The sequence below is a fragment of the Streptomyces sp. HUAS TT7 genome (assembly GCF_051550175.1).
Lineage (GTDB): Bacteria > Actinomycetota > Actinomycetes > Streptomycetales > Streptomycetaceae > Streptomyces.
In genome coordinates this window covers 2,002,758-2,028,616 of record NZ_CP196175.1, presented here as the reverse complement: position 1 = coordinate 2,028,616, position 25,859 = coordinate 2,002,758, and the positions used below count along the sequence as shown (strand labels likewise).

Here is a 25,859-nt window from a genome sequence, read left to right as displayed (position 1 = left end):
TGGACCCATGGCCAAGCAGAATGTTGCAGAGCAGTTCGTCGACATCCTCACCCGCGCGGGCGTGAAGCGGCTGTACGGAGTCGTCGGCGACAGTCTGAACCCCGTCGTCGACGCCATCCGCCGCAACTCGGCCATCGACTGGATCCAGGTCAGGCACGAGGAGGTCGCCGCCTTCGCGGCCGGCGCCGAGGCCCAGCTCACCGGGAAGCTGGCCGCCTGCGCAGGCTCGTGCGGGCCCGGCAACCTGCACCTCATCAACGGCCTGTACGACGCGCACCGCTCGATGGCCCCCGTCCTGGCTCTGGCCTCGCACATCCCGTCCTCCGAGATCGGCCTCGGCTACTTCCAGGAGACCCACCCCGACCAGCTGTTCCGCGAGTGCTCCCACTACAGCGAGCTGATCTCCAACCCGCAGCAGATGCCCCGCGTGCTCCAGACCGCCATCCAGCACGCCATCGGCCGCGGCGGCGTCAGCGTCCTGGCGCTGCCCGGCGACATCGCCTCCGAGCAGGCCCCCGACAAGGCGATCGACCATGCCCTCGTCACCTCGCTGCCCTCGGTGCGGCCCGGCGACAGCGAGATCGACAAGCTGGCGGCCCTCATCGACAAGGCGAAGCGCGTCACCCTGTTCTGCGGCAGCGGCACCGCCGGGGCGCACGCGGAGGTCATGGAGTTCGCCGAGCGGATCAAGTCGCCCGTCGGGCACGCGCTGCGCGGCAAGGAGTGGATCCAGTACGACAACCCGTACGACGTCGGCATGAGCGGCCTGCTCGGCTACGGCGCGGCCTATGAGGCGACCCATGAGTGCGATCTGCTGATCCTGCTCGGCACCGACTTCCCGTACAACGCCTTCCTGCCCGACGACGTCAAGATCGTCCAGGTCGATGTGCGCCCCGAACACCTGGGCCGCCGCTCGAAGCTGGACCTCGCGGTGTGGGGCGACGTGAAGGAGACGCTGCGCTGTCTGACGCCGCGCGTGCAGGCCAAGACGGACCGCCGGTTCCTCGACAAGATGCTGAAGAAGCACGCGGACGCGCTGGAGGGCGTCGTCAAGGCGTACACCCGCAAAGTGGAGAAGCACGTCCCGATCCACCCCGAGTACGTCGCCTCCGTACTGGACGAACTCGCCGCCGACGACGCGGTGTTCACCGTCGACACCGGTATGTGCAACGTCTGGGCGGCCCGCTACATCTCGCCCAACGGCAGGCGCCGGATCATCGGTTCGTTCAGTCACGGCTCGATGGCCAACGCGCTGCCGCAGGCCATCGGCGCCCAGTTCATCGACCGGAACCGTCAGGTGATCTCGATGTCGGGCGACGGCGGGTTCTCGATGCTCATGGGGGACTTCCTGACCCTGGTCCAGTACGAACTGCCGGTAAAGATCGTGCTGTTCAACAACTCCTCGCTCGGCATGGTCGAGCTGGAGATGCTGGTCGCCGGACTTCCCTCGTACGGGACGGCCAACCGCAACCCCGACTTCGCGGCCATCGCCCGGGCGGCCGGGGCGTACGGGGTGCGCGTGGAGAAGCCCAAGCAGCTCGCGGGCGCGCTCAAGGACGCCTTCAGGCACAAGGGCCCGGCCCTGGTCGACATCGTCACCGACCCCAACGCGCTGTCCATCCCGCCGAAGATCAGCGCCGAGATGGTGTCGGGCTTCGCGCTCTCCGCCAGCAAGATCGTCCTGGACGGCGGGGTGGGCCGCATGCTCCAGATGGCCCGCTCCAACCTCCGCAACGTGCCGAGGCCCTGAGGAACCCGGGCCTCGGGGGCGGCAAGGAACACCACTCCTTCACCGTGCTCCGCAGAACCGCTCGGATCTTCCCCCGCGTCCTCGCCTTCACCCGGTCCGTCAACAGCGACTACTCTCAACCGGGTTACGCCGATGACCAGGCGAGAAGGGCCGGGGGAGTCACACCACCATGAGCGGTACCAACGGGGACGGAAGCGGCGAGAAGGACGACTACATAGAGGGGGGCATCAAACCGCTCGCGGTGAGCGATCCGGTGCGCATCGGGCCGTATCTGCTGCTCGGGCGGCTCGGTGCCGGCGGCATGGGGCGGGTGTTCCTCGCCCGTTCGGACAGCGGGCGCACCGTCGCCGTGAAGGTCGTCCACGAAGAGCACGTGTCCGACGAGCACTTCAGGGCGCGCTTTAGGCGGGAGATCGAGGCGGCGCGCAAGGTCGGGGAGCGGTACACGGCGCCGGTGCTCGACGCGGGCCCGGGCGACGAGCCGCCGTGGGTCGCGACGGGATACGTGCCGGGGCTCTCGCTCGAACAGATCGTGCGGCGCCACGGGCCGCTGCCGACCGAGTCCCTGCACGCTCTCGCCGAGGAACTCCTGAAGGCGCTCCGGGACATCCACGGCGCGGGAATCGTGCACCGCGACCTGAAGCCGTCCAACGTGATGCTCACCGTGGACGGCACGAAGGTCATCGACTTCGGAATCGCGCGGGCCCTGGAGACGTCCGTGGAGTCCCTCCTCACCAGTACGGGAATGGCGGTCGGCTCTCCCGGTTTCATGTCGCCGGAGCAGGTGCGGGGGCAGAGCGCCGGGGTCAAGAGCGATGTGTTCACCCTCGGGTGCGTGCTCACCTATGCGGCGACCGGGCAGCTGCCGTTCGGGCACGGAGCCAGCAACCAGCACGCCGTGATGTTCCAGATCGTGGAGGGCGAGCCCGATCTGGCGGGCGTCGAGGACGACTCGCTGCGGGCCCTGATCTCCCGGTGTCTGGCGAAGGACATCGACGAACGTCCGGGCGTGGACGAGCTGTTGGCGGACCCGGAGCGGACGCGGCCGCGCTCCGCGCGCGGCGCCTGGCTGCCCGCCCGCGTGGTCGCACGTCTGGCCCAGCAGTCGGCGCGGCTGCTCGACGCCGAGGCGGAGCCGCTCCGGGAAGAGCCCGTGGACCGGGCGACCATCGGGCTGCGGGCACCGGCCGGGGACCCCGAGGCCGTCGTGGCGAGCCTCGGCGCCACGCAGCGGGAGCCCGAAGAGCGGCCCCGCCGGCGCCGCCGGCTCATCGTGCTGCCCGTCGTCGCCGTGCTCACCGTCGGCGGCGGCACCATCGCCGTGCTCCAGCCCTTCGCGAGCGACGGCGGCGGAGCGCAGGCCAAGACCCCGGCCAGCAGCGCGAGCGCGAGCAGCGGTGACCGGGCGGGTTCCAGCGCCACGCCCTCCGGAAGCAGCTCGCCCGGCGCCCCGAGCAGTCCGGCCTCCCCCGGGGCGAGCGCTCCGGCCAGCGCGACCCCGAAGGGCCCGGATGCCAAGCCCGGCGAGGGGCCGAACGCTCCGTCCAACGGCGGGAGTTCGGCACAGCAGCCGGGCGGAGGCGGCAGCCAGCCCGGTGGCGGGGGCGGCTCCACCAGAGGCGCCGGGGGTGGCGCCGGCGGCGGGACCGGCTCGTCGTCGGGTGCGGGGTCGGCAGGGGCGTCCGGATCTTCGGGGCAGTCCGGCTCCGGCGGCACATCCGCGGGGTCCCCGCCGCCCGACATGAAGGCCTACAAACTCGAGTACACCAACTCCTGCGTCGGCGCCTGTGACATGCCGATCGCGGTGACCTGGCCGTCGGTCTCCACAGCGACCCGCTACGACATCCACTACACCAACAAGGGCAGCAACTTCACGAAGAAGAACGTCGACACCGTCTACTCCACCGGCTCCCTCAACTACACGATCACAGGCCCGTACTCCGGCGACGAGATCTGTGTCACGATGCGCGCCGCCAACAAGTACGGAGCCTCGGCCTGGGCGGAGACCTGGTGCGGCACGGTGCCGTACTAAATCCGTGACCGCTCCCGGTCCCTGCGCAGCCGCAGCGTGACGATCTGGAACGGCCGCAGCTCCAGGGCGATCCCCTCCGCCGAGAGCGGGGCCGCGCCCCGCGGCCGTTCCAGGAGATCGGTGAACTCGGCCCGCACGCAAGGGAATCCGGGCCGCAGCACCGCCCTGACCCGGCTGCCCGCCGACTCGTAGAGCCGCACCACCACATCCCCGCCCCGGTCCTCCGCGAGCTTCACCGCCTCGACGGTCACCGCCGGGTCGTCCACCGTGACCAGCGGGGCGACCTCGGCGGCGGGCGCGACCCGCAGCGGCAGGTTCAGCGCGAGCCCCTCCGCGACGGCATCGCTCACCTCGGCCCCCGGAAGCAGCGCATAGGCGAACCGGTGCACATCGACATCGGTCGCCGGGTCCGGGCTGTGCGGCGCCCGAAGGAGCGTGAGCCGTACGGTCGTGCCGAGCCCGGCCTCGTGCGGCACCCGGGTGACCTCGTGCCCGTACGTCGAGTCATTGAGCACGGCCACCCCGTACGACGGCTCGGCGACCCGCAGCCAGCGGTGCGCGCAGATCTCGAACCGGGCCGCGTCCCAGCCCGTGTTGACGTGCGTCGCGCGGTGCACATGCCCGAACTGGATCTCGGCGGTGGACCGTTCGGCGTGCACATCGAGCGGAAACGCCGCCTTGAGCACCTTCTCCGACTCGCGCCAGTCGACCTCGGTGACGACGTCGACGCGCGGGCTGCCGCAGGCGAGCCGGATCTCCTGGGTGACCCGCGAACTCCCGAAGCTCCGCACCACCCGCACGGCCGCCCGCAGCGGCCCTTCCTCGACGAGCTCGACCGAGTCGGCGTCGGTGAGATCGGTGTGCCGGCGCCGGTAGTGCCGGTCGATGTCCCAGGCGTCCCACTGGTTGGGGTGATCGGGATGCAACTGAAGCAGGTTGCCCCGACTGCCGGGGGCGAGTACCTCCCGGTCGGCGACGAGGTCGCGGACCGAGGTCAGCAGCCCCTCGTGGTCCACCGATACCCGCACAACTCCGTTGTCCAGTACGAGAGTTGAGCCATCCCGCACCACGCTCACCGGAGGTTGCGAAGCGGCCGCCCCAGGGAGTGACGTCGCGGCGAGCGGTGGGGCGTGGACGGCTTGCAGCGCCCGGCCGCCGGGCAGCGGCTGGCCGTCCGGCGCGTTCTCGGCCGCCGTCTCGACCACCGCGTTCCGCGCGTACGGCGACGCGTTGAGCACGGCGGGCCGCCGTGCCTCACCCAGCGCCGAGACCGCGCCCGCGACGATGGCCTCCAGCTCCGCGCGTACCCGCTCGTACGTCTCGCGCGCCTCCCGGTGGACCCAGGCGATCGACGAGCCGGGCAGGATGTCGTGGAACTGATGCAGCAGCACCGTCTTCCACAACCGGTCGAGATCGTCGTACGGGACGCTGTAGTCGGGGGAGTGGAGGGCGGCGGCCGTCACCCACAACTCCGCCTCCCGCAGGAGGTGTTCACTGCGCCGGTTGCCCTGCTTGGTCTTGGCCTGGGTCGTATAGGTCGCCCGGTGCAGCTCCAGGTACAGCTCGCCCGACCACACCGGCGCCCGCTCCCCGTACTCGGCGTGCGCGGCCTCGAAGAACGCGGACGGCCTCTCGACGGTGACTCGGGGCGAGCCCTCCAGGTCGCGCAGCCGGCGCGCCTTCTCCAGCATCTCCCTGGTCGGGCCGCCCCCACCGTCGCCCCAGCCGAACGGGACGAGGGAGCGCGTGGCGAGCCCCTTCTCGCTGAAGTTCCGCTCCGCGTGGGCGAGTTCGGCCCCGTGGAACTGGGAGTTGTAGGTGTCCACCGGCGGGAAGTGGGTGAAGACCCGGGTGCCGTCGATGCCCTCCCACCAGAACGTGTGGTGCGGCATCCGGTTCGTCTGGTTCCACGACAGCTTCTGGGTGAGGAACCACTTCACCCCGGCCAGCTTCGCGAGCTGCGGAAAGGCCGCGGTGTAGCCGAAGGAGTCGGGCAGCCAGATCTCCTCGGTCTCCACGCCGAGCTCTTCCAGGAAGAAGCGCTTGCCGTGCACGATCTGCCGGGCCAGCGCCTCACCGCCCGGCATGTTGGCGTCCGACTCCACCCACATCGAGCCCACCGGAGCCCAATTCCCTTGCTCCACAGCCTTTTTGATGCGCAGCCAGATGTGCGGCTGGTGGTCGCGGACCCAGGCGTACTGCTGGGCCTGTGAGCAGGCGAAGACCAGCTCGGGGTAGTCGGCGGCCAGCGCCGTCACATTGGCGAAGGTGCGTGCCGCCTTGCGGACCGTCTCGCGCAGCGGCCACAGCCATGCCGAGTCGATGTGCGCGTGCCCGGCCGCCGAGACGCGGTGGGCGCTGGGACCGGCCGGACGGGACAGCGCGTCGGCCAGCTCGGCACGCGCCGCCACCGCGGTGCCCGCCACATCGTGCAGGTCGAGCGCGTCCAGCATGCGCTCCAGCGCCCGCAGGATCTCGTGCCGGCGGGCCCGGTCGGCCGGCAGCTCCTGCATCAGCTCCGACAACACCTCCACATCCAGCACCAGGTGCCACACCTGCTCGTCGAGTACGGCGAGCTCGGCAGCCGCGAATCGGTAGATGGGCCCATGCCCGGCGGTCAGTACGTCCCCCAGCGGGGTCGGTTCGAAGTCGTGCAGCACCGCCGGATTCGCGGCCGCCTCCAGGAGCAGGGCGACCTCCTCCCCGCCCGCCGCACGCGCTGCCACCGGGATATGCCGGTTGCGTGGATGGATGCCCTTGAGCGGGACGCCCGAGGCGTCGTACACCAGACCCTCCGCCTGGAAGCCCGGACCCGCCCCGGTGAAACCGGGGTCGATGACCGCCTCGACCCTGCGTCCCGCCCACGCCCCGGGCACCCGTCCTTCGATCCGGAACCAGCTCGTCGACCATGGGCGGCCCCACTCCGTACCGGCCTCGAACGGCTCGTATGCCGCCGTCAACGCCTCGGCGACGGGCACCGGCTCGCCCGGCGCGTGCCAGACGGCCAGGGTCAGCGGCGCCCGGGCGGCGTACTGCGCGGGGCGCACGAACTGGCGCATGGCCCGCTCAAGGCGTCCCTCGACCAGCGATCGGTCATCATGCATCGCTTCTCCTCCAGCTGCTCACTGAAGGGTTTCCCGTTCGGTTGTTGAGGAATCACCATGCGTGACCGTGGCCCGACGGGGCATGCATCCCGTGTGCATGTTCGAGGGGGAGAGGTCGTCACCACGTGCAGGTGGGGGATATGACAAGGCATCAGGCAGGGCTCGGCCCCGCGGGGAGCGGGCCCGTCCGGACACCTGATGCGCAGCAGGGGGACCAGCATCTGCTGCGCAGGAGAGTGGGGCAGGCGGATCTGACCGCCGTGGGGGAAATACGCCGGGCGCTGAGGGAACTCCTCGGCCCGTCGAGGCATTCGGGGGCGGCGGACGTGGCCGAGCTGCTCACCAGCGAGCTGGTGACCAACGCCCTCGTCCACACCGATCACGGTGCGGTGGTGACGGCGACGGTCGGCGAGGCCGGCCTTCGCGTGGAGGTGCGGGATTTCGTGGCCGCGCTTCCCACGCCGTACGTACCGTCCGCCGACGACGGTACGCATGGCAGGGGCCTGCTGCTCGTCCAGGCGCTGGCGGACGCCTGGGGTGTGCACGAGCACGGCATGGGGAAGGTGGTCTGGTTCGAGCTCGGCTGCAACGGCAACGAGGTGGCGCCGCAGTATTGAACGGCGCGGCGGCTAGCCGAACTGCTGCTCAAGGTCCTTGAGCTTGCGTTCCAGGGAGTCGAGCCGGGGCAGCGCCTGGGTGTCGTCCTCGGCGGTGAGGTCCACAGTCATGGCCGCCGAAGCGTCAGCGGTCCCGAGGGCCGCGAGGGAGTGCCGGGTGCGCAGGGGTAGCTGTCCTGGCTCGGCTATGGCCGGCTCCGCGACGGCTTTGGGCTGTGCGGAGCCCTGGCCGGGGCCGATCGCCGGGACGCCGACCTGGCGGCCGCCCCTGCCGCGCCCCCAGGCCCGGTTCTGCCGGCTGAGCGCCCGGAAGTGCGCCCGGTCCAGCTTCTCCTGGTCGCGCCTGCGGAGCTTGTTCTCCTCCTTGGCGCGCTTGTCCTCGCGCACCTCTTCGACGGCCTCGTCCAGGGTGCGTACGCCCTCCAGGAGCATCAGCGACCAGGCGCCGAAGGTCTCCCTGGGGGCCCGCAGCCACCGTACGATCCGGATCTGCGGCAGCGGCCGCGGCACCAGGCCCTGCTCGCGAAGGGCCGCCCGGCGGGTCTGCTTCAGCGCGCGGTCGAAGAGGACCGCCGCCGACAGCGACATCCCGGCGAAGAACTGCGGGGCGCCCGCGTGGGCCATGCCGCGCGGCGCGTGCACCCAGTTGAACCAGGCCGCGGCGCCCGCGAACGTCCACACCAGGAGGCGCGAGCCGAGTGCCGCGTCGCCGTGGCTGGCCTCGCGCACCGCGAGTACGGAGCAGAACATGGCTGCGCCGTCGAGGCCGAACGGGACCAGGTACTGCCAGCCGTCCGTCAGATTGAGGTTCTGTCGGCCGAAGCCGACCAAGCCGTGGAAGGAGAGCGCGGCGGCCACCGCCGCGCAGCAGAACAGGAGCACATAGGAAGCGGTGCCGTACACCGCCTCTTTCCTTCTGCGGCGCTCCTCACTGCGCTCCCAGGAGTCGTCGCCGGTGGCGTTGTCACCGGCGCGCTTGCCGCGCGCGAGCACTACCAGAGCCACGACGACCCCCACGATCATCACGCCGCCCGGAAGCAGCCAGTCCAGCGATATGTCGGTCAGTCGCATGCGGTGTCCCTTGCATCGCGTAGGGCGTATCGGCCGCCATACTGCTCCTGCCGTACGGGGCGGCAGGGGGTTTCGGGGCAAGAGGGCGCCAACAAACGCGGAGGGCAGTCGGATAGGGGGGATTCGATCGAACTGCCGTGCCCGGCGCGCGAGTTGAGTTCGACTGGCGCTCACCCGGACGGGTGGCATGGATCCGGAGCCCATGCCCGAACCGCGTCCGGACGGGACGCGGTCTCTCAGGAGGCGGCGCTGAGCCTCTGCACGCGCTCGGCGTCACAGGTGCGCGGACAGGTCACACAGGTGTCCTCGGGGCGCACGGTGTAGAAGAAGCAGCAGCTCGCCCGGTCGCGGGTCGGCAGGCGCCGGCCGTCGGGCGCGGTCAGCTCGCGGAACCCGGGCGTGCCCACATACGGCTTCGCGGTGCCGGGGAGCAGCGCGTCGAGCTCGGCCATCGCGCGCGGCTCCTCGCCGAGCAGTGAGCCGATGTACCAGAGCCCCTCGACGATCTCGTCCGTCGCCATGCCCCACAGCGCCCGCTTGCCGCGCCGCATGCGCGGGCCGAATCCGTCGAGCACCGCCCCGAGGTGCTCGGCCACCGCCGCCCGCACCTCGCCGCGCAGCGCCTCCTCGTCCGGTACGACGCGGGCGCCGGGGAGCTGGGCCGCCGGGTCGTCCGGCAGGCAGGCGAACTCCCTTACCCGTACGGCGAGTTGGCCGAGGGTGCGCTGGAACGTCACATCGGCGACCGGCACCCGCGGTACCCGGCGGTGCAGAAACCACGGCACCGTCACGAGGAGGCAGACGGGCCAGGCATAGCGGTGGAAGCCGAAGGAGGCGATGACGTCGGGGCGGGCCTGGTGCCCGAAGTCCTGTACGACCTGGGCGTTGTCCCAGGCCAGGAAGGCGTCGAGGGCGGCGCCGCCCGCAGCGAGCTCCGCCGCGCCGACCCAGCCGGCGCCGCCGGGCGCCTGCTCGGTCCCGGTCAGCTCCTTGATTCCCAGTCCGGGAAAGACCTCGGCCAGGCGGGCGTAGGAGTCCGCGACGGGGCTCGGCGTGGGGCTGGGCAGCAAGGTGGAGACGGCCATGCGGGACCACCGAATCACGATCGTTGACAGGTAAGGCTTACCTTAGCGGATAAGGGCGATGTTTGAACTCGTGCTTTGTCCGCCTATGGTCTGTGAGGGGCAGACGGAGCCGTAGGAGGCCGGGGTGGAACAGGGCAGAGCGCGCGAGGCAGTGGTGCCCGCGTACGGGTCGCCCCGCGTTCCCGGCCAGGCCCGGGGCGGCGAGCACCTCGGCGACGCCCGCGGCGAGCACACCCACAGTGAGCCGCCGGCCCCCCGCACCGTCCACCGTCACTCGGTGCGCGGCCAGATCCTGGCGGCGCTGCGCACCGCTCTGGTCGACGGCGATCTCGTGCCGGGGGAGGTCTACTCGGCGCCGGCGCTCGGTGAGCGGTTCGGGGTCTCCGCGACCCCCGTGCGCGAGGCGATGCAGCAGCTCAGCATCGAGGGCGCCGTCGAGGTCGTGCCGAACCGGGGCTTCCGGGTCACCGAGCGCAGCGCCCGCGAGCTCGCGGAGCTCGCCGAGGTGCGGGCCATGATCGAGGTGCCGGTGATGCTGCGGCTCGCCCGTACCGTCCCGGCGGCCCGCTGGGCCGAGCTTCGCCCGCTCGCCGAAGCCACCACCGAGGCCGCCGCGACCGGCGACCGCGCGGGCTACGCCGAGTGCGACCGCGCCTTCCACCGGGCGCTCCTCGCTCTCGCGGGCAATCAGCAGCTCGTCCAGGTCGCCGACGACCTGCACCGGCGCGCCCAGTGGCCGCTGACCGCGGCGCCGGTCGCGCGCCGCGCCGACCTGGTCGCCGACGCTGCCGAACACCTGGCCCTCCTGGACGCCCTGTGCGCCCAGAACCTGTCGGTCGTCCAGTCGCTGGTACAGGAGCACTTCACGGGCTCCGCGCTCTGAGGCCGCGCCGCTGAACCCCGGGCCGTCACGGCCGCGTCCGTGCTGTGCAACAGCTCACACCGCGAGGAACCCGGGCCGTCAACTGCCGCGTCCCAGCGGGTACTTGAACCATCGCGCGCCGGGGGGCCACCATGCCGGATCCGTGGATGCAACAGCAGCAGATGCAGCAACAGCAATGGCAGAGCCGACAGGCTGCGGACTCGGCCCGGCGCGCGTCCGAGCGTGGGCGCGACGCGCACCGGCTCGCCCAGGGCCCGGTGCGGCGCGGCTCCTCGGGCCGTCTCACCAGCCTGGTCCAGCTCGTCCTGTTGCTCGCGGCGGTCGTCTACCTCGCCCACCATCCGGACGTCCGAGCCACCTTGTGGGGGTACGCCCAGCACGCCTGGAGCCACCTCAACTCGCTGATCGACGACGCGCGTTCAGGCAATTGAAGCTCTATCAGGAATGGCCTCGGATGAATTGACGGGCCGTCACATCGCGGCGGGCCGGGGTGGCGCGGCTCCCAGATGGGCCGCAAGCCAGGTGGGGACGCCGAGGAGGCGTACGAGGCGGGCCGCCTCCGTGCGCAGCCGGGTCGAGACCGGCTCCTCCTCGGTGTCGGCGAGTGCGGCGAGCGCCGGGGCCGTGCCGATGAGGTAGCCGAGCTCCTCGCGGATGCGCAGGGACTCGGTGAAGCCGTGCCGCGCCTCCGCCAACTCGCCGTCGCGCAGGGCGAGTCCGGCCAGATGGCGCCAGGTGAAGGAGAGCAGCAGGGTGTCGCCGTGAGCCGCGGCGCCCTCGTGGGCGCGGCGGTAGGCGGCGCGGGCGGCCTGCGGTGCGTCGGCCACGTTCTCGGCGAGCAGCCCCCGCCGGAAGTCGAGCAGCGCCCGGCCGCGGCCCGCGAGCGCGGTCAGCGCGGCGGCCCGGCCGAACGCGGAGCGCGCCTCGTCCGCCCGGTCCCGTACCCCGAACAGCGTTGAGGCGTACGCGAGATAGCCGCGCTCGCAGGCGGCGGCGCCGCGCTCCTCGTCGCTGCGGGCGACTGCCTCGGCGCCGCGCAGCGCCTCGTCGGCCTCCGCCCAGCCGGACTCGGTGTAGACGCAGCGCTCGGTCAGCAGGGCCGTGCGCTGGAGCGCGCCGGCCGCCGCGCCCGCATGCGGTTCGAGCAGGGCGGCGGCGTCCGTCCAGCAGCCGCGCGAGCGCAGCCGCCATACCGCGGTCTGGAGCGGATCCCCGTCATCTGCAGTCGTTCCGGAACCAGACATGGCGGTATGCGCCACGTTGCCCTCCCCGAGCGCGCCATCGAGCTGCTGAGTAGATCCGCATCTCAACACGGAATGGCACGCCGGGCCAAGGGGGGTGCGTGAATGAGTTCACAATCGTCCGACACTGGCCGGGATCGACTGTCAGCTCATACGAAGCGCCAGGAAGAAGTCCAGCTTGTCCTCAAGCCGGGACAGGTCACGGGCCGTCAACTGCTCGATCCTGCCCACCCGGTAGCGCAGCGTGTTGACGTGCAGGTGCAGTCGTGTGGCGCACCGCGTCCACGAGCCGTCGCAGTCGAGGAAGGCCTCCAGGGTCGGGATGAGTTCGGCCCGGTGGCGCCGGTCGTAGTCGCGCAGCGGGTCGAGCAGCCGGGCCGTGAAGGCGCGCCGTACGTCGTCCGGCACGAACGGCAGCAGCAGTACGTGCGAGGCCAGCTCGTGGTGGCCGGCCGCGCACACCCGGCCGGGGCGTGCGGCGGCGACCCGGCGGGCGTGCCGGGCCTCCTCCAGGGCGCCGCGCAGCCCCTCGGCGGAGTGCACCGCGGCGCTGACACCCAGTGTCAGGCGGCCGTCGTCCGCCAGCCCCGCCGAGAGCGGGGTGCGTACGGCGGCCAGGAGCGCGTCGGCGTGCAGGCCGCCCTCGGCACCCTCGTTCGCCACCGCGGGCAGCGGCACGAGCGCGATCGCCTCGTCGCCCGCGTGGGCCACCGCGATCCGGTCGGAGGACTCGGGGCCGACCACCGCGGGGTCGACCAGGATCTCCTCCAGGAGCGACTGGGCGACCGGGCCACCCTCGATCTCCCCGCCGGAGTCGCGCTCCCAGTCCACCCGGGCCACCACGACCTGCCAGTGCGGTGCCGAGCCGAGGCCGGGCAGCAGCACCGGGGCCGCGACTCTGAGCCGGGCCGCGATCTCGGCGGGCGCGGCGCCGGTCTGCACCAGCTCCAGGACCTCCTGGGCGAGGCGGCGGCGCACCGTGCGGGCCGCGTCGCGCCGGTCGCGCTCGACCGCGATGAGCTGGGTGACGCCCTGGAGCAGGTCGAGCCGCGCGGCCGGCCAGTCGCTCGCGTCGGCCTCGACGGCGAGCAGCCAGTCCGAAAGCACCGTCTCGCGCACGTCGCGGGCGGCGGGGGCCGCGCCCCGCCCGTTGTTGCGGATCGGGAACAGCGAGTAGGTCACGCCCTCGGCGGTGGCCCGGTGCGGGCCCCGGCGGCCGGTGCGGGTGGCACCCAGGTGCTCGGCGGCGAGCGCCGCGCCGACCGCCGGGGTCAGCGCGTCGCCGGCGCCCGCGATCTGGCGGCCGGTCGGAGAAAGCACCCAGGCCCGCAGGTCGAGGTCGGAGCCGAGGAGGTCGAGGACCACCTCGGGGCCGCCGCCCGCAGGTCCCGACGTCATCAGCCTGCGGTGGCGGTCCACGACCGCCGCGAGGTCGCCCGCGCGCTCGCCCGAGACCTGTCGTACGACGTGCTCGGTGATGGTTGCGAACGCGACCGACTCGTTCACCGCGAACAGCGGGAGCCGGTGGCGAGAACAAGCCAGAACGAGATCGTCGGGAATGGCGCCGAGCTCGGCCTCACCGGCCGCCAGGCCCGCCACACCGGCCCCCGCGAGGATGCGTACGAATGGCTCGGAATCTTCGGCGTCCCGGCGCCAGGCCAGACCCGTCAGAACCAGCTCGCCACCCGTGAGGTAGCGGCTCGGATCCCGCAGGTCAGTGGTCATTACTCCCCGCACCGTGCGGTCCAGCTCGTCCTCGCCGCCGAGCAGCCGCAGCCCCAGCGCGTCGGTTTCCAGAAGTGCGCGCAGCCGCATCGCGTGTCGCCGCCGATCTGTCTTGATGTTGCCGTTGGAAAGCGGTGAGGTTACGGAGCACCGCCTTTCATACGAATCTACAAGACGTGAGCGGAGACCAGCCAACTCCTTCATGGTTTCGGTGACTGCACCCGAGGGATGCAGGCTTGTGTACTGAGTCCACACCGCGTTAACAGCACATGAACGACTGAGATGTCGAGGGCCTGCCGTCCCCGGGACCCGCGCGAACTACCCCGAATTTGAGAATCGGAAGAGAGCCACTCATGGACTTCCTTCGCCCCGCCAGCTGGGAGGAGGCGCTCGCCGCCAAGGCAGAGCACCCCACCGCTGTGCCCATTGCGGGTGGCACCGATGTGATGGTCGAGATCAACTTCGACCACCGCCGGCCCGAGTACCTCCTGGACCTGAACCGCATCAGCGAGTTGGCCCAGTGGGAGGTCGGGGAGGACAGCGTCCGGCTCGGACCCTCCGTCCCGTACACCAAGATCATGGAGAACCTGCGGACGGAGCTGCCGGGCCTCGCGCTCGCCTCGCACACCGTCGCCTCCCCGCAGATCCGCAACCGCGGCGGCGTCGGCGGCAACCTCGGCTGCGCCTCGCCGGCCGGTGACGCGCACCCCTCGCTGCTTTCCTCGGGCGCCGACGTCGAGGTCGAGTCGCAGGCGCGCGGCGTGCGGCTCATCCCGATCGACGAGTTCTACAAGGGTGTGAAGCGCAACGCCCTTGAGGCGGACGAGCTGATCAAGGCCATCCACATCCCCAAGGCGGACGGCCCCCAGCAGTTCTCCAAGGTCGGCACCCGCAACGCCATGGTCATCGCGGTCTGCGCGTTCGGCCTGGCGCTGCACCCCGAGACCCGTACGGTCCGTACCGGCATCGGCTCGGCCGCGCCCACCCCCATCCGGGCGAAGGCGGCCGAGGAGTTCCTGAACGCGGCGCTCGAAGAGGGCGGCTTCTGGGACAACGGCAAGATCATCACCCCCTCGGTCGCGAAGCAGTTCGCCACGCTCGCCTCGGGCGCGTGCAACCCGATCGACGACGTCCGCGGCACCGCGAACTACCGCCGTCACGCCGTCGGCGTCATGGCGCGCCGCACGCTGATGTGGACCTGGGAGACGTACCGCGGCGGCAACGGCCGCACCCTTGAAGGAGCTGCATAACCATGCGCGTCAATTTCACGGTCAATGGCCGTAAGCAGGAGGCCGACGACGTGTGGGAGGGCGAGAGCCTTCTCTACGTCCTGCGCGAGCGCATGGGTCTTCCGGGTTCGAAGAACGCCTGTGAGCAGGGCGAGTGCGGTTCCTGCACGGTCCGCCTCGACGGTGTTCCGGTGTGTTCGTGTCTGGTCGCGGCGGGGCAGGTCGAGGGCCGCGAGGTCGTCACCGTGGAGGGCCTGGCCGACTACGCCGCCCACCGCTCCGACGCCCACCCCGGCGGCGGCTGCGCCTCCGGTTCCTGCGGTACCTCCATCGACGCCGCCAAGCGGTGGCAGGCCAAGCCCCAGGACAGTCAGACTGGAGAGGCGGGCGCGCTCTCGCCGATCCAGCAGGCGTTCATCGACGCGGGCGCCGTGCAGTGCGGTTTCTGCACTCCGGGCCTCCTGGTCGCCGCCGACGAGCTCCTGGAGCGCAACTCCGAGCCGTCCGACGCGGACATCCGCGAGGCGCTCTCCGGCAACCTGTGCCGCTGCACCGGTTACGAGAAGATCCTCGACGCGGTCCGCCTCGCGGCCGCCCGTCAGGAAGAGGCGGTCTGATCATGGCGCAGAACACCCGCACCACTCCGGCCGGTACGCCCACCAACGTCACCCAGAACCACACCAAGGGCGGCATCGGCGAGTCGACGCTCCGCCCGGACGGCACCCTCAAGGTCACCGGTGAGTTCGCGTACTCCTCGGACATGTGGCACGAGGACATGCTGTGGGGCCAGACGCTCCGCTCCACCGTGGCCCACGCCGAGATCGAGAACATCGACATCTCCGAGGCCGTCGCGATGCCCGGCGTCTACGCCGTGCTCACCTACGACGACCTGCCGGCCAAGATGAAGAACTACGGCCTGGAGATCCAGGACACCCCCGTCCTGGCCCACGGCCGGGTCCGGCACCACGGTGAGCCGGTGGCCCTCGTGGCCGCCGACCACCCGGAGACCGCCCGCCGCGCGGCCGCCAAGATCAAGATCGACTACAAGGAACTGCCGGTCGTCACCGACGAGGCCTCCGCCCTCGCCCCCGACGCGCCGCTGATCCACGAGGGCCGCGACGACCACCACGCCGGTCACGTCCCGCACCCGAACATCGTGCACCGCCAGCCGATCATCCGCGGCAACGTGGAGGAGGCGCGCAAGCGCGCCGACGTGATCGTCGAGGGCGAGTACACCTTCGGCATGCAGGACCAGGCCTTCCTCGGCCCGGAGTCCGGCCTCGCCGTGCCCGCCGAGGACGGCGGCGTCGACCTCTACGTCGCCACCCAGTGGCTGCACTCGGACCTCCAGCAGATCGCCCCGGTCCTGGGTCTGCCGCCGGAGAAGGTCCGCATGACGCTCTCCGGCGTCGGCGGTGCCTTCGGTGGCCGCGAGGACATCTCGATGCAGATCCACGCCTGCCTCCTGGCGCTGCGCACGGGCAAGCCGGTCAAGATCGTCTACAACCGGTTCGAGTCCTTCTTCGGCCATGTGCACCGCCACCCGGCGAAGCTCTACTACGAGCACGGCGCCACCAAGGACGGCAAGCTCACGCACATGAAGTGCAAGATCGTCCTGGACGGCGGCGCCTACGCGTCGGCCTCCCCGGCGGTCGTCGGCAACGCCTCCTCGCTCTCGGTCGGCCCGTACGTCATCGACGACGTCGACATCGAGGCGATCGCGCTCTACACGAACAACCCGCCCTGTGGCGCGATGCGCGGCTTCGGCGCCGTCCAGGCCTGCTTCGCGTACGAGGCCCAGATGGACAAGGTGGCGGCGAAGCTGGGCATGGACCCGGTCGAGTTCCGCCAGCTCAACGCCATGGAGCAGGGCACGATCATGCCGACCGGCCAGGTCGTGGACTCGCCGGCCCCGGTCGCCGAGCTGCTGCGCCGGGTCAAGGCCCGCCCGCTGCCGCCCGAGCAGCAGTGGCTGGCGGCAGGCGAGGAGGCGGACGTCCGCGCCCTGCCCGGCGGCCTGTCCAACACCACGCACGGCGAGGGTGTCGTACGGGGCGTCGGCTACGCGGTCGGCATCAAGAACGTCGGCTTCTCCGAGGGCTTCGACGACTACTCGACCGCCCGCGTGCGCCTGGAGGTCATCAACGGCGAGCCCGTCGCGATGGTCCACACGGCCATGGCGGAGGTCGGCCAGGGCGGTGTCACCGTGCACGCCCAGATCGCCCGTACGGAGCTGGGTGTCACGCAGGTGACCATCCACCCGGCCGACACCCAGGTCGGCTCCGCCGGTTCCACGTCCGCCTCCCGGCAGACGTACATGACCGGTGGCGCGGTGAAGAACACCTGCGAGGCCGTCCGTGCCAAGGCGCTTGAGATCGGCCGCCGCAAGTTCGGCTCCTACCACCCCGCCTGGGCCACCGCCGAGCTGCTGCTCGAAGGCGGCAAGGTCGTCACCGACGGCGGCGAGGTCCTCGCCGACCTGGCGGACGTCCTGGAGGGCGAGGAGATCGACGTCGAGCTGGAGTTCCGGCACCGCCCGACCCAGGCCTTCGACCTCGTCACCGGCCAGGGCAACGGCCACGTCCAGTACACGTTCGCCGCGCACCGCGCGGTGGTCGAGGTGGACACCGAGCTCGGCCTCGTCAAGGTCGTCGAGCTGGCCACCGCCCAGGACGTCGGCAAGGCGCTCAACATGCTCTCCGTCGTCGGCCAGATCCAGGGTGGTACCACCCAGGGCCTCGGCGTCGCGGTGATGGAAGAGATCATCGTGGACCCGAAGACCGCGAAGGTGCGCAACCCCTCCTTCACGGACTACCTGATCCCGACGATCCTGGACACCCCGACCATCCCGGTCGACGTCCTGGAGCTCGCCGACCCGAACGCGCCGTACGGCCTGCGCGGTCTCGGCGAGGCCCCGACCCTGTCGTCCACCCCGGCCGTCCTCGCGGCGATCCGGGCGGCGACCGGTCTGGAGCTCAACAAGACCCCGGTCCGCCCCGAGCACCTCACGGGCACCGGAGCCTGATCCCACCCCGGGGATCCCCAGATCCCTCCGGGCGGTGCGTGCCTCCCAGGAACGTCACAATTCCGTCGCCCGCACCGCCCGGAGCAATCGAGTACCGCACCGCTCGCGGTCCTCGCAGCAAACGGCAACACCCGCAGTACCAGCACCACCGGCGAAACCGAGTCACACCAGCAACACCCGTAGCCATCTGCACTGCGGTACCGGTTCCGGTACCCCGGCAGGAGCAGACACCGTTCGTCTCGGGCCGTCCCCCGGGTCGTGCAGCCAACGCACCATCCCAAATCCCGCAGCTTGTCTGACCTGAGGACTCAAGTCTTATGCGGGTGCCCCTGTGAACCTTGGGAGTAGGCACCATGACCCAGCAGTCTGTGGAGCCGAAGACCACCGCCGAGGACGCGGGCTCCGGCTCCCGTCCCCAGGCCGGCAGGTCTTGGCTCGACCGGTACTTTCACATATCCGAGCGGGGATCCACGCTGGCGCAGGAAGTGCGCGGCGGCATCACCACCTTCATGGCGATGTGCTACATCCTCCTGCTCAACCCGCTGATCCTCTCGACGCCCGATGTCGACAAGCACACGCTGGGCCACGCGGGCCTGGTGACCGCCACGGCGCTCGCCGCCGCGGTGAGCACCCTGCTGATGGGCTTCATCGGCAAGGTCCCGCTCGCACTCGCCGCCGGACTGAACGTCTCCGCGGCCCTGACCACCCAGGTGGTCCCGAACATGACGTGGCCGCAGGCCATGGGCATGTGTGTCATGTACGGCGTCGTGATCATGCTCCTGGTCGTCACCGGCCTCCGCGAAATGATCATGAACGCCATCCCGCTGGCGCTCAAGCACGCGATCACCATGGGCATCGGCATGTTCGTCGCCCTGCTCGGCCTCGTGAAGGCCGGGTTCGTGGGAAAGGGCCCCGAGCACGGACCGCCGGTCACCCTCGGCGCCACCGGGCAGCTCGTCGGCTGGCCCGTCTTCTTCTTCGCGATCACCCTGCTGCTGATCTTCGCCCTCCAGGCCCGCAAGGTGCCCGGCGCGATCCTGATCGGCATCGTCTCCGGCAGCGTCCTGGCCTTCGTGGTCACCAAGGCCGCAGGCCTGACCGACGCGGACTGGGGCGGCACCGCCCCCGGCCTCAGCGGCAGCGCGGTCTCCACGCCCGACTTCGGCCTCTTCGGCCACGTCGAGTTCGGCGGCTGGGGCTCCATCGGCGCCATCAGCGTCGGCATGATCGTCTTCACCCTGGTGCTCGCCGGCTTCTTCGACGCGATGGCCACCATCATCGGCGTCGGCCAGGAGGCCAAGCTCGCCGACGACAAGGGCCGCATGCCGGGCCTGTCCAAGGCGCTGTTCATCGACGGTGCGGGCGGCGCGATCGGCGGCGTCAGCGGCGCCTCCGGCCAGACCGTGTTCATCGAGTCCGCCTCCGGCGCCGGTGAGGGCGCCCGTACCGGCCTCTCCTCGGTCGTCACCGGCCTCTTCTTCGCGGCCTGCCTGTTCTTCACCCCGGTCACCCAGCTGGTGCCGGCCCAGGTCGCCTCCGCCGCCCTCGTGGTCATCGGCTCGATGATGATGAGCGCCGCCAAGCACGTGGACTGGAGCGACCGTTCGGTCTCCATCCCGGTGTTCCTCACCGTGGCTCTGATGCCGTTCACGTACAACATCACCGCCGGTGTCGGCGCGGGCGTCGTCGCCTACACCGTGATCAAGGCAGCACAGGGCAAGTGGCGTGAGATCGGCGGGTTCATGTGGGCCCTGACAGCCGTCTTCACCATCTACTTCGCCCTCCATCCCATCGAGAACTGGCTCGGCGTCAAGTAGCGGCCGCGCCGCTGACGCCCTCCACACATCCGTAAGGAGACCGAACATGCTGGACATCGCCGAAGAGCTGAACCGGTGGGTCGAGCAGGGACGCGAGTTCGCCGTGGCCACCGTGGTGGCCGTCGGCGGCAGCGCGCCCCGGCAGCCGGGAGCCGCCCTCGCCGTCGACAGCGACGGCACGGCGATCGGCTCGGTCTCCGGCGGATGTGTGGAGGGCGCTGTCTACGAACTCTGCCAGCAGGCGCTCGAAGACGGGGAGACCGTCCTCGAACGCTTCGGCTACAGCGACGAGGACGCCTTCGCGGTCGGCCTGACCTGCGGCGGCATCATCGACATACTCGTCACCCCGGTCCGCACCACCTCGCCCGCCCGCGAGGTGTTCGCGGCCGCCCTGGCCACCGCCGCGAGCGGCGAGGCCGCCGCGGTCGCCCGCGTCACCGACGGCCCCGCCGAACTCATGGGCCGCGCTCTCCTCGTCCACCCGGACGGCTCCTTTGAGGGCGCCCTCGGCGGACACCCCGAGCTGGACCGCGCCGTGGCCGACGAGGCCGCCGCCATGCTGGACGGGGGCCGCACCGGCACCCTCTCCCTCGGCGCCGACGGCCGGCTGTGCGGCCAGCCGCTCACCGTGCTCGTCGAATCGAGCGTCCCGGCCCCCCGGATGATCGTCTTCGGGGCCATCGACTTCGCCTCCGCCCTGGTCAGGGTCGGCAAGTTCCTGAACTACCACGTCACCGTGTGCGACGCCCGGCCCGTCTTCGCGACGAAGACCCGCTTCCCCGAGGCGGACGAGATCGTCGTGGAGTGGCCGCACAAGTACCTGGAGCGGACGAACACCGACTCCCGAACGGTCCTGTGCGTCCTGACCCACGACGCCAAGTTCGACATCCCGCTCCTGGAGACCGCGCTGAAACTGCCGGTCGCCTACATCGGCGCGATGGGCTCGCGCCGCACCCACCTGGACCGCAACGAGCGGCTGCGCGACGTGGGCGTCACCGAGCTCGAACTCAACCGCCTGCGCTCCCCGATCGGCCTCGACCTCGGCGCCCGTACGCCCGAGGAGACCGCCCTGTCCATCGCCGCGGAGATCGTCGCCAACCGGCGCGGCGGCAGCGGCGTCTCGCTGACCGGCGCCCACACCCCGATCCACCACGACGGCAAGGACACGCCGGTCGGGCGCATCGGTTCGGTGGCCTAGGGGGTGTCCGGTCGGTCGCCGCGCGTCAGCTCTTCGCCCAGCTCCGTGCGGGCGTAGAGCACCACCCGGCCCGCCCGCGCGCGGCCGACCAGACCGGTCCGGTGCAGCACCGCCAGATGCTGGGAGACCGCGCTCGCCGTGACGCCCAGGCGCCGGGCGAGCTCGGTCGTCGACGCCGGGCCCGCGAGCGCGAGCAGCAACGCCGCCTTCGGCCGGCCCACCAGCGAGGCCAGCGCTCCCGCGGGACGCGGCGGCCGGGTCTCCCACAAGGTGGCGACACCCCGCGCCGGATACGCGATCGTCGGCCGCTCCTCGGCCCCCACCGGACTGATCGTGTGCTGCGCGAACAGCGTCGGTACGAGCCAGAACCCGCGCCCGTCGACCTCGGCGGCCATCTGCAGGTCCCGGTGCACGAACAGGGTCAGCCGCCCGTTGTCCCACGTCGCCGACGGATCGAGCGAGGTGAGCAGCGCGGCCGCGCCCTCATGGGCGAGCAGCCGGGCCCGGTGCACCATGTCCGCTTCGAGCACGGCCCGCATCCGCGGCCAGTGCGGGGCGATCGCCAGCTCCCAGTACGCCTCCACCACATCCGCGATCGCCTCCCTCAACTGCCGTGGATCCGCGGCCAGTTGGGCGAGGCGGGGTGCCGGCGGGCGGCTCGCGTGAGCGGCCCGCACATCGAAGAGGACCTTGTCCGCGGGGGTCGCCCGCACCCGGCGCAGCTCGTCCGCGACGTCCGGCAGCGGGGACTCGGGGCGCGGTGTGATGAAGTCGGGTATCCAGCCGCTGCCACCCACCGCGAGCTCGCCGAGCAACTCGGTGTCGAGGCCGCCCGGCGAGGCCAGCGCCTCGCGCGTACGGCGTATCCACGGCAGGTGCAGCGCGTACTTCTCGGGTCGCCGCAGCGCCCACAGGCTGGTGGCCGTCTCCAGCAGCGGTGAGCAGGCGAAACGCATGTCGGCGAGGTCGTCGACGCCGAGTCGGTAGCTGAGCATTGAGGCAGAGCCTAAATCTCTGTCGCCCGGCCGCTCAAGGCCGTTGAGTGGTGGTCATGTCCTCCACCTCCAAGGGGGCGGCAGCGCTGCTGCCGCCCCGCGGTCCGCTGCGCGCCTACGCCGTCACCACCCTGATCGACTGGATCGGCAACGGCCTCTTCCACACCGGCGCCATCGTCTTCTTCACCCGTGTCGTCGGGCTCGGCGCCGCCCAGGTCGGCCTCGGCCTCACGGTGGCCGCCCTGCTCGGCCCGGCCGTGTCCGTGCCCGCCGGACGGCTCGGCGACAAGCTCGGCCACCGCCGTGTCTATCTGGCGACGATCCTGGTCCGCGCGGTGGCGTTCGCCGGATACCTCTTCGTCGACTCCTTCGCCGGCTTCCTCGCCGTGGTCTGCGCGATCACGCTGGCCGAGAGCGCGGGACGGCCGGTCAAGAACGCCTACCTCGCCCAACTCGCCGACTCCACGGCCCTGGTGGGCGCCAGCGCGTACAGCAGGGTGATGCTCAACATCGGCTTCTCGCTCGGCAGCCTGGGCGCGGGCGCCGCGCTCGCCCTCGACTCGCACGCCGGGTACGCGGTGCTCGTCCTCGGCAACTGCCTCTCGTACGTGCTGGTCGCTGCGGTGCTGCTGCGGATGCCGGAGGGCGAGCGCGCCGCCCGAACTGAGGACCCGGCCCGGCGCCGCGCGCTGCGCGACGGCCGCTTCCTGCTCCTGGCCGCGCTCTCCGGGCTTCTCTATGTCAGCGCCGACATGCTCAACATCGGGCTCCCGCTGTGGATTTCGGAGCGTACCGAGGCGCCGCGCTGGTCGATCGCCGTACTCATGCTGCTCAACACGGCGCTCGCGATCCTGCTCCAGGTGCGCGCGGCGCGCGGCAGCGACACCGTCCCCGGGGCCGCCGTGGCGGGCCGCCGGTCGGGGGTGGCGCTGCTCGCGGCCTGCGCGGTGACCGCGACGACATCCGTGCTGCCGCCGGTGGCCGCGGTCGCCGTCCTGGTCGTCGCGGTCACCCTGCTCACGGCGGGCGAGCTGCTCTCCTCGGCCAGCGGCTGGGGCATCTCGTACGGGCTGGCCGCGCCGGAGCGGCAGGGCGAGTACCTCGGCGCCTGGACCCTCTCCTCCGACCTGGCCAGGGCGGGCGGCCCGCTGCTCGTCGCGGTCCTGGTCAGCCACGGAGGCGGTACGGGCTGGCTGGCGCTCGGCGTCCTGTTCCTGGCGGCGGGCACCCTCACCGTCCCGGTCGCCGGACGGGCCGCCCGCGCCCCGGGCACCGCGGCCGCGGAGCAGAGGGTGGGCTGACGTGCGGCGCCCGGGGGCTCCGTCCCCGACCTGGGCGATATGCGAGTGACGGCCGGTTTCGTCCGGGTTAGGGTCGCCGCATGAGCGAGCTGGAGTTCCGCGACGTGCCCGAGTCCGACGTCGACCGTGCCCTGGAGCTCTGGTGGCTCGTCTTCCACGACCGCCCCGACGAGAAGGAGAAGCGCGCCTACCACCGTGCGATGGTGCTGCGCTGCGACCGCGTCGGGGCGTACGACGGCGACTCGCTCGTCGGCTTCCTCGTGGCCCACCGCTTCACCCTGTCCGTGCCGGGCGGTGAACTCCCCTGCCCCGGGCTCACGTTCGTCTCCGTCGCCCCCACCCACCGCCGCCGCGGCGTGCTCTCCGGCCTGATCGCCGAGGTGTTCCGCCGCTGCGCCGGACACGGCCGCCCCATCGTCGCGCTGTGGGCCTCCGAAGCCGCCATCTACGGCCGCTTCGGCTTCGGCGCGGCCACGTACGGCACCTCGGTCGAGATCAACTCGACCCGCCCGCTCGCCCTGCGCATCGAGGCCGACCGGCGCCCCCTGCGCCTGATCGACCCCGACGACGCGCCCGACGAGCTAGGCCCCTACTACGAGGCGACCCGCACCCGCCGGGCCGGGCGCATCGCCCGCGACACCCGGCGCTGGCGCGGCGAGTGGCTGCCCGAGACCGACGAGGACGACGAGGAGCTCGGCCCGCCCCGCATCGTCGGCCTCGGCGCCGCCGACGAGCCGCTCGCCGGGTACGCCGTCTACCGCACCCGGCGCGAGGACGACCCCGCGAGGCCCGGCACCGTCCAGGTCGCCGAGCTGGAGGCCGACACCCCGGCGGGCGAGGCCGCGCTGTGGAACTACCTCGCCGGCATCGACCTCACCGGCACCGTCCGCGCCTGGGGCCTGGCCCCGGACGACCCGCTGCTCCTGTTCGCCACCGACCGGGACCAGGTCAAGGCCGTCGCCGAGTTCCCGGCGCTGTGGATCCGTCTCGTGGACGTCGGCGCCGCGCTCGCCGCCCGCTCCTGGGCGGCCGAGGCCTCGCTCGTCCTGGAGGTTCGCGACGACCGCATCCCGGCCAACGCGGGCCGCTTCCGCCTGACGGCCTCCCCGCACGCCTGCACGTACGAGCCGACCCCGGCCCCGGCCGACCTCACCCTCGACGTGCGCGACCTGGCCGCCTGCTACCTCGGCGGCACCGAGGTCCGCCGCCTGGTCCTCGCGGGCCTGGTGACCGAGCACACCCCCGGCGCGGCGGCGGCCCTGGACGCGGCGCTGCGCACCGCGGAACTGCCGCACACGGTCGACGAGTTCTGAGCGGCCGGGGGAGAAGGCGGGGGGATTTCGCGCAGAAGTGACGAGGCTCTCGTACGGGGGCGGCGGGGGCCGGGGCGAAGGTCCTTCGGTGAACTGCCTGCTCGGACGGGGAACCGGAAGCCCCCTTGAAGGGGTCTTTGCCTGCACGTTAGGGACCAAAGTCCCGGCGTGCGGAACCTGCACCGACCCCCTCGTATCACTGAGGTCGCATCAACCCCCTTGTGCTCCAGGGTAGTTGCCTGAAATCGGGTATTTTCCAGCGATACCCGGGCGGAGAATTCACATTTCGGGATTCGAGCGCGATCGTGCGATCGTGGCCAATCGGTGAAGCTCCGCTGCCGAACCGGCACGTACCGAGGGGATGGGGAAACCATGGCGCGACTGACCGCCCACACACGCCGCATCGTGATGGCCGCAGCAACGGCCGTGGTCCTGACGGGCGGCGTGGCCGCCGCGGTGGTCCTCGGCAGCGACACCTCCGCCGACGGTCCAGGGCCCGCGCTCGCCCACTCCTCCTCGACCGGCAAGTCCGACGACAAGCCCGGCCACGCGAGCGGCAAGCCCGGGTCCTCGGGATCCGGCGACGACAGCGCCCCGGACGGCTCGGACGGCTCCGCCGGCGCCACCGGCCCCGCGTCTCCCGGCGCCACCGGGATATCCGAGACGATCGACCACACCACCGAGAGCGGCGGCAAGTCCGTCTCGATCACCATCGACGACGGGCCCAGCCCGGTCTGGACGCCGAAGATGCTTGCCGTCCTCAAGCAGTACGACGTCAAGGCGACCTTCTGCATGATCGGCCCGCAGGCCAAGGCCAACCCCGACCTGGTCAAGCAGATCGTCGCGGCCGGCCACCGGCTCTGCGACCACACGGTCAGCCACGACGAGGCCATGAACAAGAAGCCCGTCGCCTACCAGAGCTCCGAGGTCCTCGACGCCCAGAAGATGATCGAGGACGCGGCCGGCGGCGCCAAGGTGCAGTACTTCCGTGCCCCCGGCGGCGCCTTCACCCCGGACAACCGGCACATCGCCGCCTCCCACGGGATGCGCCCGCTGGGCTGGAACGTCGACACCAAGGACTGGAAGCAGCCCGGCACCGCGACGATCGTGAAGACGGTGAAGCAGGAGCTCAAGAACGGCCCGATCGTGCTCTTCCACGACGGCGGCGGCGAGCGCGCCCAGACCGTCGCCGCCCTGAAGGAACTGCTGCCCTGGCTGGCAGAGCAGGGCTACACGTTCAGCTTCCCCGCCGTCTGACGCACTCGTAGCTGACGGTCCGTCATAACCCGTGCGTGGCCGCCCGGATCGAACACCTACGGCAGCTCCGTCCGGGAGGGCCGCGATTCGTGCGGCGGCCCGGCAGCCGATAAGGTGCCTGGTCACGACCGCACCCCGTTCGATTCCACGGGCCGGTCAGGGCGGATCGGCGTACACCGAAACCGCTGGTGAGGGACACCACGCAGAGCGATCGGG

General features: G+C 71.6%; 19 protein-coding genes. 13 read left to right on the top strand and 6 right to left on the bottom strand.

The genetic code is table 11. The features are described from left to right. Window positions 1–7 precede the first annotated feature (7 nt). On the top strand, window positions 8–1,750 hold the full coding sequence (locus ACSHXC_RS09035; RefSeq protein ID WP_438291082.1) for a pyruvate dehydrogenase: 1,743 nt from the start codon (window positions 8–10) through the stop codon (window positions 1,748–1,750). A 169-nt stretch (window positions 1,751–1,919) separates the two neighbouring features. Next, a complete protein-coding gene (locus ACSHXC_RS09030) occupies window positions 1,920–3,782 on the top strand; it encodes a serine/threonine-protein kinase (RefSeq protein ID WP_438291081.1) in 1,863 nt (620 codons plus the stop codon). Here ACSHXC_RS09030 and ACSHXC_RS09025 read toward each other — a convergent pair. After that, on the bottom strand, window positions 3,779–6,886 hold the full coding sequence (locus ACSHXC_RS09025) for an alpha-mannosidase (protein WP_438291080.1): 3,108 nt from the start codon (window positions 6,884–6,886) through the stop codon (window positions 3,779–3,781). The genes ACSHXC_RS09030 and ACSHXC_RS09025 overlap by 4 nt on opposite strands. 140 nt (window positions 6,887–7,026) lie before the next feature. Here ACSHXC_RS09025 and ACSHXC_RS09020 point away from each other — a divergent pair, with 140 nt between their 5' ends. Continuing rightward, entirely contained in the window at window positions 7,027–7,503 is a 477-nt protein-coding gene (locus ACSHXC_RS09020; protein WP_438291079.1) for an ATP-binding protein, read from the top strand. Window positions 7,504–7,515: 12 nt separating this feature from the next. Here the strand turns inward: ACSHXC_RS09020 and ACSHXC_RS09015 are convergent, their stop codons facing one another. Both ACSHXC_RS09015 and ACSHXC_RS09010 read right to left on the bottom strand, forming a co-directional pair. After that, the gene (locus ACSHXC_RS09015; RefSeq protein WP_438291078.1) at window positions 7,516–8,574 is read right to left on the bottom strand and encodes a DUF2637 domain-containing protein; all 1,059 of its coding nucleotides are present in this window, start codon (window positions 8,572–8,574) and stop codon (window positions 7,516–7,518) included. A 236-nt stretch (window positions 8,575–8,810) separates the two neighbouring features. Next, entirely contained in the window at window positions 8,811–9,659 is an 849-nt protein-coding gene (locus ACSHXC_RS09010; protein WP_438291077.1) for a (2Fe-2S)-binding protein, read from the bottom strand. 124 nt (window positions 9,660–9,783) lie between these two features. On the opposite strand from ACSHXC_RS09010, the gene ACSHXC_RS09005 reads away from it, so the two are divergent. Both ACSHXC_RS09005 and ACSHXC_RS09000 read left to right on the top strand, forming a co-directional pair. Next, the gene (locus ACSHXC_RS09005; protein ID WP_438291076.1) at window positions 9,784–10,542 is read left to right on the top strand and encodes a GntR family transcriptional regulator; all 759 of its coding nucleotides are present in this window, start codon (window positions 9,784–9,786) and stop codon (window positions 10,540–10,542) included. 146 nt (window positions 10,543–10,688) lie between these two features. After that, the gene (locus ACSHXC_RS09000) at window positions 10,689–10,973 is read left to right on the top strand and encodes a hypothetical protein (RefSeq protein WP_438291075.1); all 285 of its coding nucleotides are present in this window, start codon (window positions 10,689–10,691) and stop codon (window positions 10,971–10,973) included. Between the two features lie 39 nt (window positions 10,974–11,012). On the opposite strand, the gene ACSHXC_RS08995 is transcribed toward ACSHXC_RS09000, so the two are convergent. Then, window positions 11,013–11,786, bottom strand: a complete 774-nt coding sequence (locus tag ACSHXC_RS08995) for a hypothetical protein (RefSeq protein ID WP_438291074.1) — start codon at window positions 11,784–11,786, stop codon at window positions 11,013–11,015. Window positions 11,787–11,927: 141 nt separating this feature from the next. Beyond that, the gene (locus ACSHXC_RS08990; RefSeq protein ID WP_438291073.1) at window positions 11,928–13,598 is read right to left on the bottom strand and encodes a PucR family transcriptional regulator; all 1,671 of its coding nucleotides are present in this window, start codon (window positions 13,596–13,598) and stop codon (window positions 11,928–11,930) included. Between the two features lie 263 nt (window positions 13,599–13,861). On the opposite strand from ACSHXC_RS08990, the gene ACSHXC_RS08985 reads away from it, so the two are divergent. The 5 genes from ACSHXC_RS08985 (at window position 13,862) to ACSHXC_RS08965 (ending at window position 20,777) form a co-directional block, all read left to right on the top strand. Next, window positions 13,862–14,758: an FAD binding domain-containing protein gene (locus ACSHXC_RS08985; RefSeq protein WP_053726063.1), complete on the top strand. Its 897-nt coding sequence runs from the start codon at window positions 13,862–13,864 to the stop codon at window positions 14,756–14,758. A 2-nt stretch (window positions 14,759–14,760) separates the two neighbouring features. Beyond that, the gene (locus ACSHXC_RS08980) at window positions 14,761–15,354 is read left to right on the top strand and encodes a (2Fe-2S)-binding protein (protein ID WP_344374583.1); all 594 of its coding nucleotides are present in this window, start codon (window positions 14,761–14,763) and stop codon (window positions 15,352–15,354) included. 2 nt (window positions 15,355–15,356) lie between these two features. Beyond that, entirely contained in the window at window positions 15,357–17,762 is a 2,406-nt protein-coding gene (gene pucD, locus ACSHXC_RS08975) for a xanthine dehydrogenase subunit D (RefSeq protein WP_438291072.1), read from the top strand. Between the two features lie 353 nt (window positions 17,763–18,115). After that, entirely contained in the window at window positions 18,116–19,579 is a 1,464-nt protein-coding gene (locus ACSHXC_RS08970) for an NCS2 family permease (RefSeq protein WP_438291071.1), read from the top strand. Between the two features lie 46 nt (window positions 19,580–19,625). Then, entirely contained in the window at window positions 19,626–20,777 is a 1,152-nt protein-coding gene (locus ACSHXC_RS08965; RefSeq protein WP_438291070.1) for an XdhC family protein, read from the top strand. Here the strand turns inward: ACSHXC_RS08965 and ACSHXC_RS08960 are convergent. Further along, complete coding sequence (locus tag ACSHXC_RS08960; RefSeq protein WP_438291068.1) at window positions 20,774–21,772, bottom strand: DUF5937 family protein; 999 nt, start codon at window positions 21,770–21,772, stop codon at window positions 20,774–20,776. The two genes, ACSHXC_RS08965 and ACSHXC_RS08960, sit on opposite strands and share 4 nt — an antisense overlap. 56 nt (window positions 21,773–21,828) lie before the next feature. On the opposite strand from ACSHXC_RS08960, the gene ACSHXC_RS08955 reads away from it, so the two are divergent. The 3 genes from ACSHXC_RS08955 (at window position 21,829) to ACSHXC_RS08945 (ending at window position 25,643) form a co-directional block, all read left to right on the top strand. Further along, window positions 21,829–23,073 carry an MFS transporter gene (locus ACSHXC_RS08955; protein WP_438291067.1) on the top strand — a complete coding sequence of 415 codons (1,245 nt, stop codon included), beginning with the start codon at window positions 21,829–21,831 and terminating at the stop codon, window positions 23,071–23,073. Window positions 23,074–23,153: 80 nt separating this feature from the next. Further along, window positions 23,154–24,386 (top strand): GNAT family N-acetyltransferase, encoded by a 1,233-nt coding sequence (locus tag ACSHXC_RS08950; RefSeq protein WP_438291066.1) that lies wholly within the window; start codon window positions 23,154–23,156, stop codon window positions 24,384–24,386. Between the two features lie 372 nt (window positions 24,387–24,758). Beyond that, window positions 24,759–25,643: a polysaccharide deacetylase family protein gene (locus ACSHXC_RS08945; RefSeq protein WP_438291065.1), complete on the top strand. Its 885-nt coding sequence runs from the start codon at window positions 24,759–24,761 to the stop codon at window positions 25,641–25,643. Window positions 25,644–25,859 lie beyond the last annotated feature (216 nt).

Excerpts from the sequence above, each read along its gene's own strand:
- ACSHXC_RS09035 (WP_438291082.1), top strand. The coding sequence starts at position 8 with ATGGCCAAGCAGAATGTTGCAGAGCAGTTCGTCGACATCCTCACCCGC.
- ACSHXC_RS09030 (WP_438291081.1), top strand. The coding sequence starts at position 1,920 with ATGAGCGGTACCAACGGGGACGGAAGCGGCGAGAAGGACGACTACATA.
- ACSHXC_RS09025 (WP_438291080.1), bottom strand. The coding sequence starts at position 6,886 with ATGCATGATGACCGATCGCTGGTCGAGGGACGCCTTGAGCGGGCCATG.
- ACSHXC_RS09020 (WP_438291079.1), top strand. The coding sequence starts at position 7,027 with ATGACAAGGCATCAGGCAGGGCTCGGCCCCGCGGGGAGCGGGCCCGTC.
- ACSHXC_RS09015 (WP_438291078.1), bottom strand. The coding sequence starts at position 8,574 with ATGCGACTGACCGACATATCGCTGGACTGGCTGCTTCCGGGCGGCGTG.
- ACSHXC_RS09010 (WP_438291077.1), bottom strand. The coding sequence starts at position 9,659 with ATGGCCGTCTCCACCTTGCTGCCCAGCCCCACGCCGAGCCCCGTCGCG.
- ACSHXC_RS09000 (WP_438291075.1), top strand. The coding sequence starts at position 10,689 with ATGCAACAGCAGCAGATGCAGCAACAGCAATGGCAGAGCCGACAGGCT.
- ACSHXC_RS08995 (WP_438291074.1), bottom strand. The coding sequence starts at position 11,786 with ATGTCTGGTTCCGGAACGACTGCAGATGACGGGGATCCGCTCCAGACC.
- ACSHXC_RS08990 (WP_438291073.1), bottom strand. The coding sequence starts at position 13,598 with ATGCGGCTGCGCGCACTTCTGGAAACCGACGCGCTGGGGCTGCGGCTG.
- ACSHXC_RS08985 (WP_053726063.1), top strand. The coding sequence starts at position 13,862 with ATGGACTTCCTTCGCCCCGCCAGCTGGGAGGAGGCGCTCGCCGCCAAG.
- ACSHXC_RS08980 (WP_344374583.1), top strand. The coding sequence starts at position 14,761 with ATGCGCGTCAATTTCACGGTCAATGGCCGTAAGCAGGAGGCCGACGAC.
- pucD (WP_438291072.1), top strand. The coding sequence starts at position 15,357 with ATGGCGCAGAACACCCGCACCACTCCGGCCGGTACGCCCACCAACGTC.
- ACSHXC_RS08970 (WP_438291071.1), top strand. The coding sequence starts at position 18,116 with ATGACCCAGCAGTCTGTGGAGCCGAAGACCACCGCCGAGGACGCGGGC.
- ACSHXC_RS08965 (WP_438291070.1), top strand. The coding sequence starts at position 19,626 with ATGCTGGACATCGCCGAAGAGCTGAACCGGTGGGTCGAGCAGGGACGC.
- ACSHXC_RS08960 (WP_438291068.1), bottom strand. The coding sequence starts at position 21,772 with ATGCTCAGCTACCGACTCGGCGTCGACGACCTCGCCGACATGCGTTTC.
- ACSHXC_RS08955 (WP_438291067.1), top strand. The coding sequence starts at position 21,829 with ATGTCCTCCACCTCCAAGGGGGCGGCAGCGCTGCTGCCGCCCCGCGGT.
- ACSHXC_RS08950 (WP_438291066.1), top strand. The coding sequence starts at position 23,154 with ATGAGCGAGCTGGAGTTCCGCGACGTGCCCGAGTCCGACGTCGACCGT.
- ACSHXC_RS08945 (WP_438291065.1), top strand. The coding sequence starts at position 24,759 with ATGGCGCGACTGACCGCCCACACACGCCGCATCGTGATGGCCGCAGCA.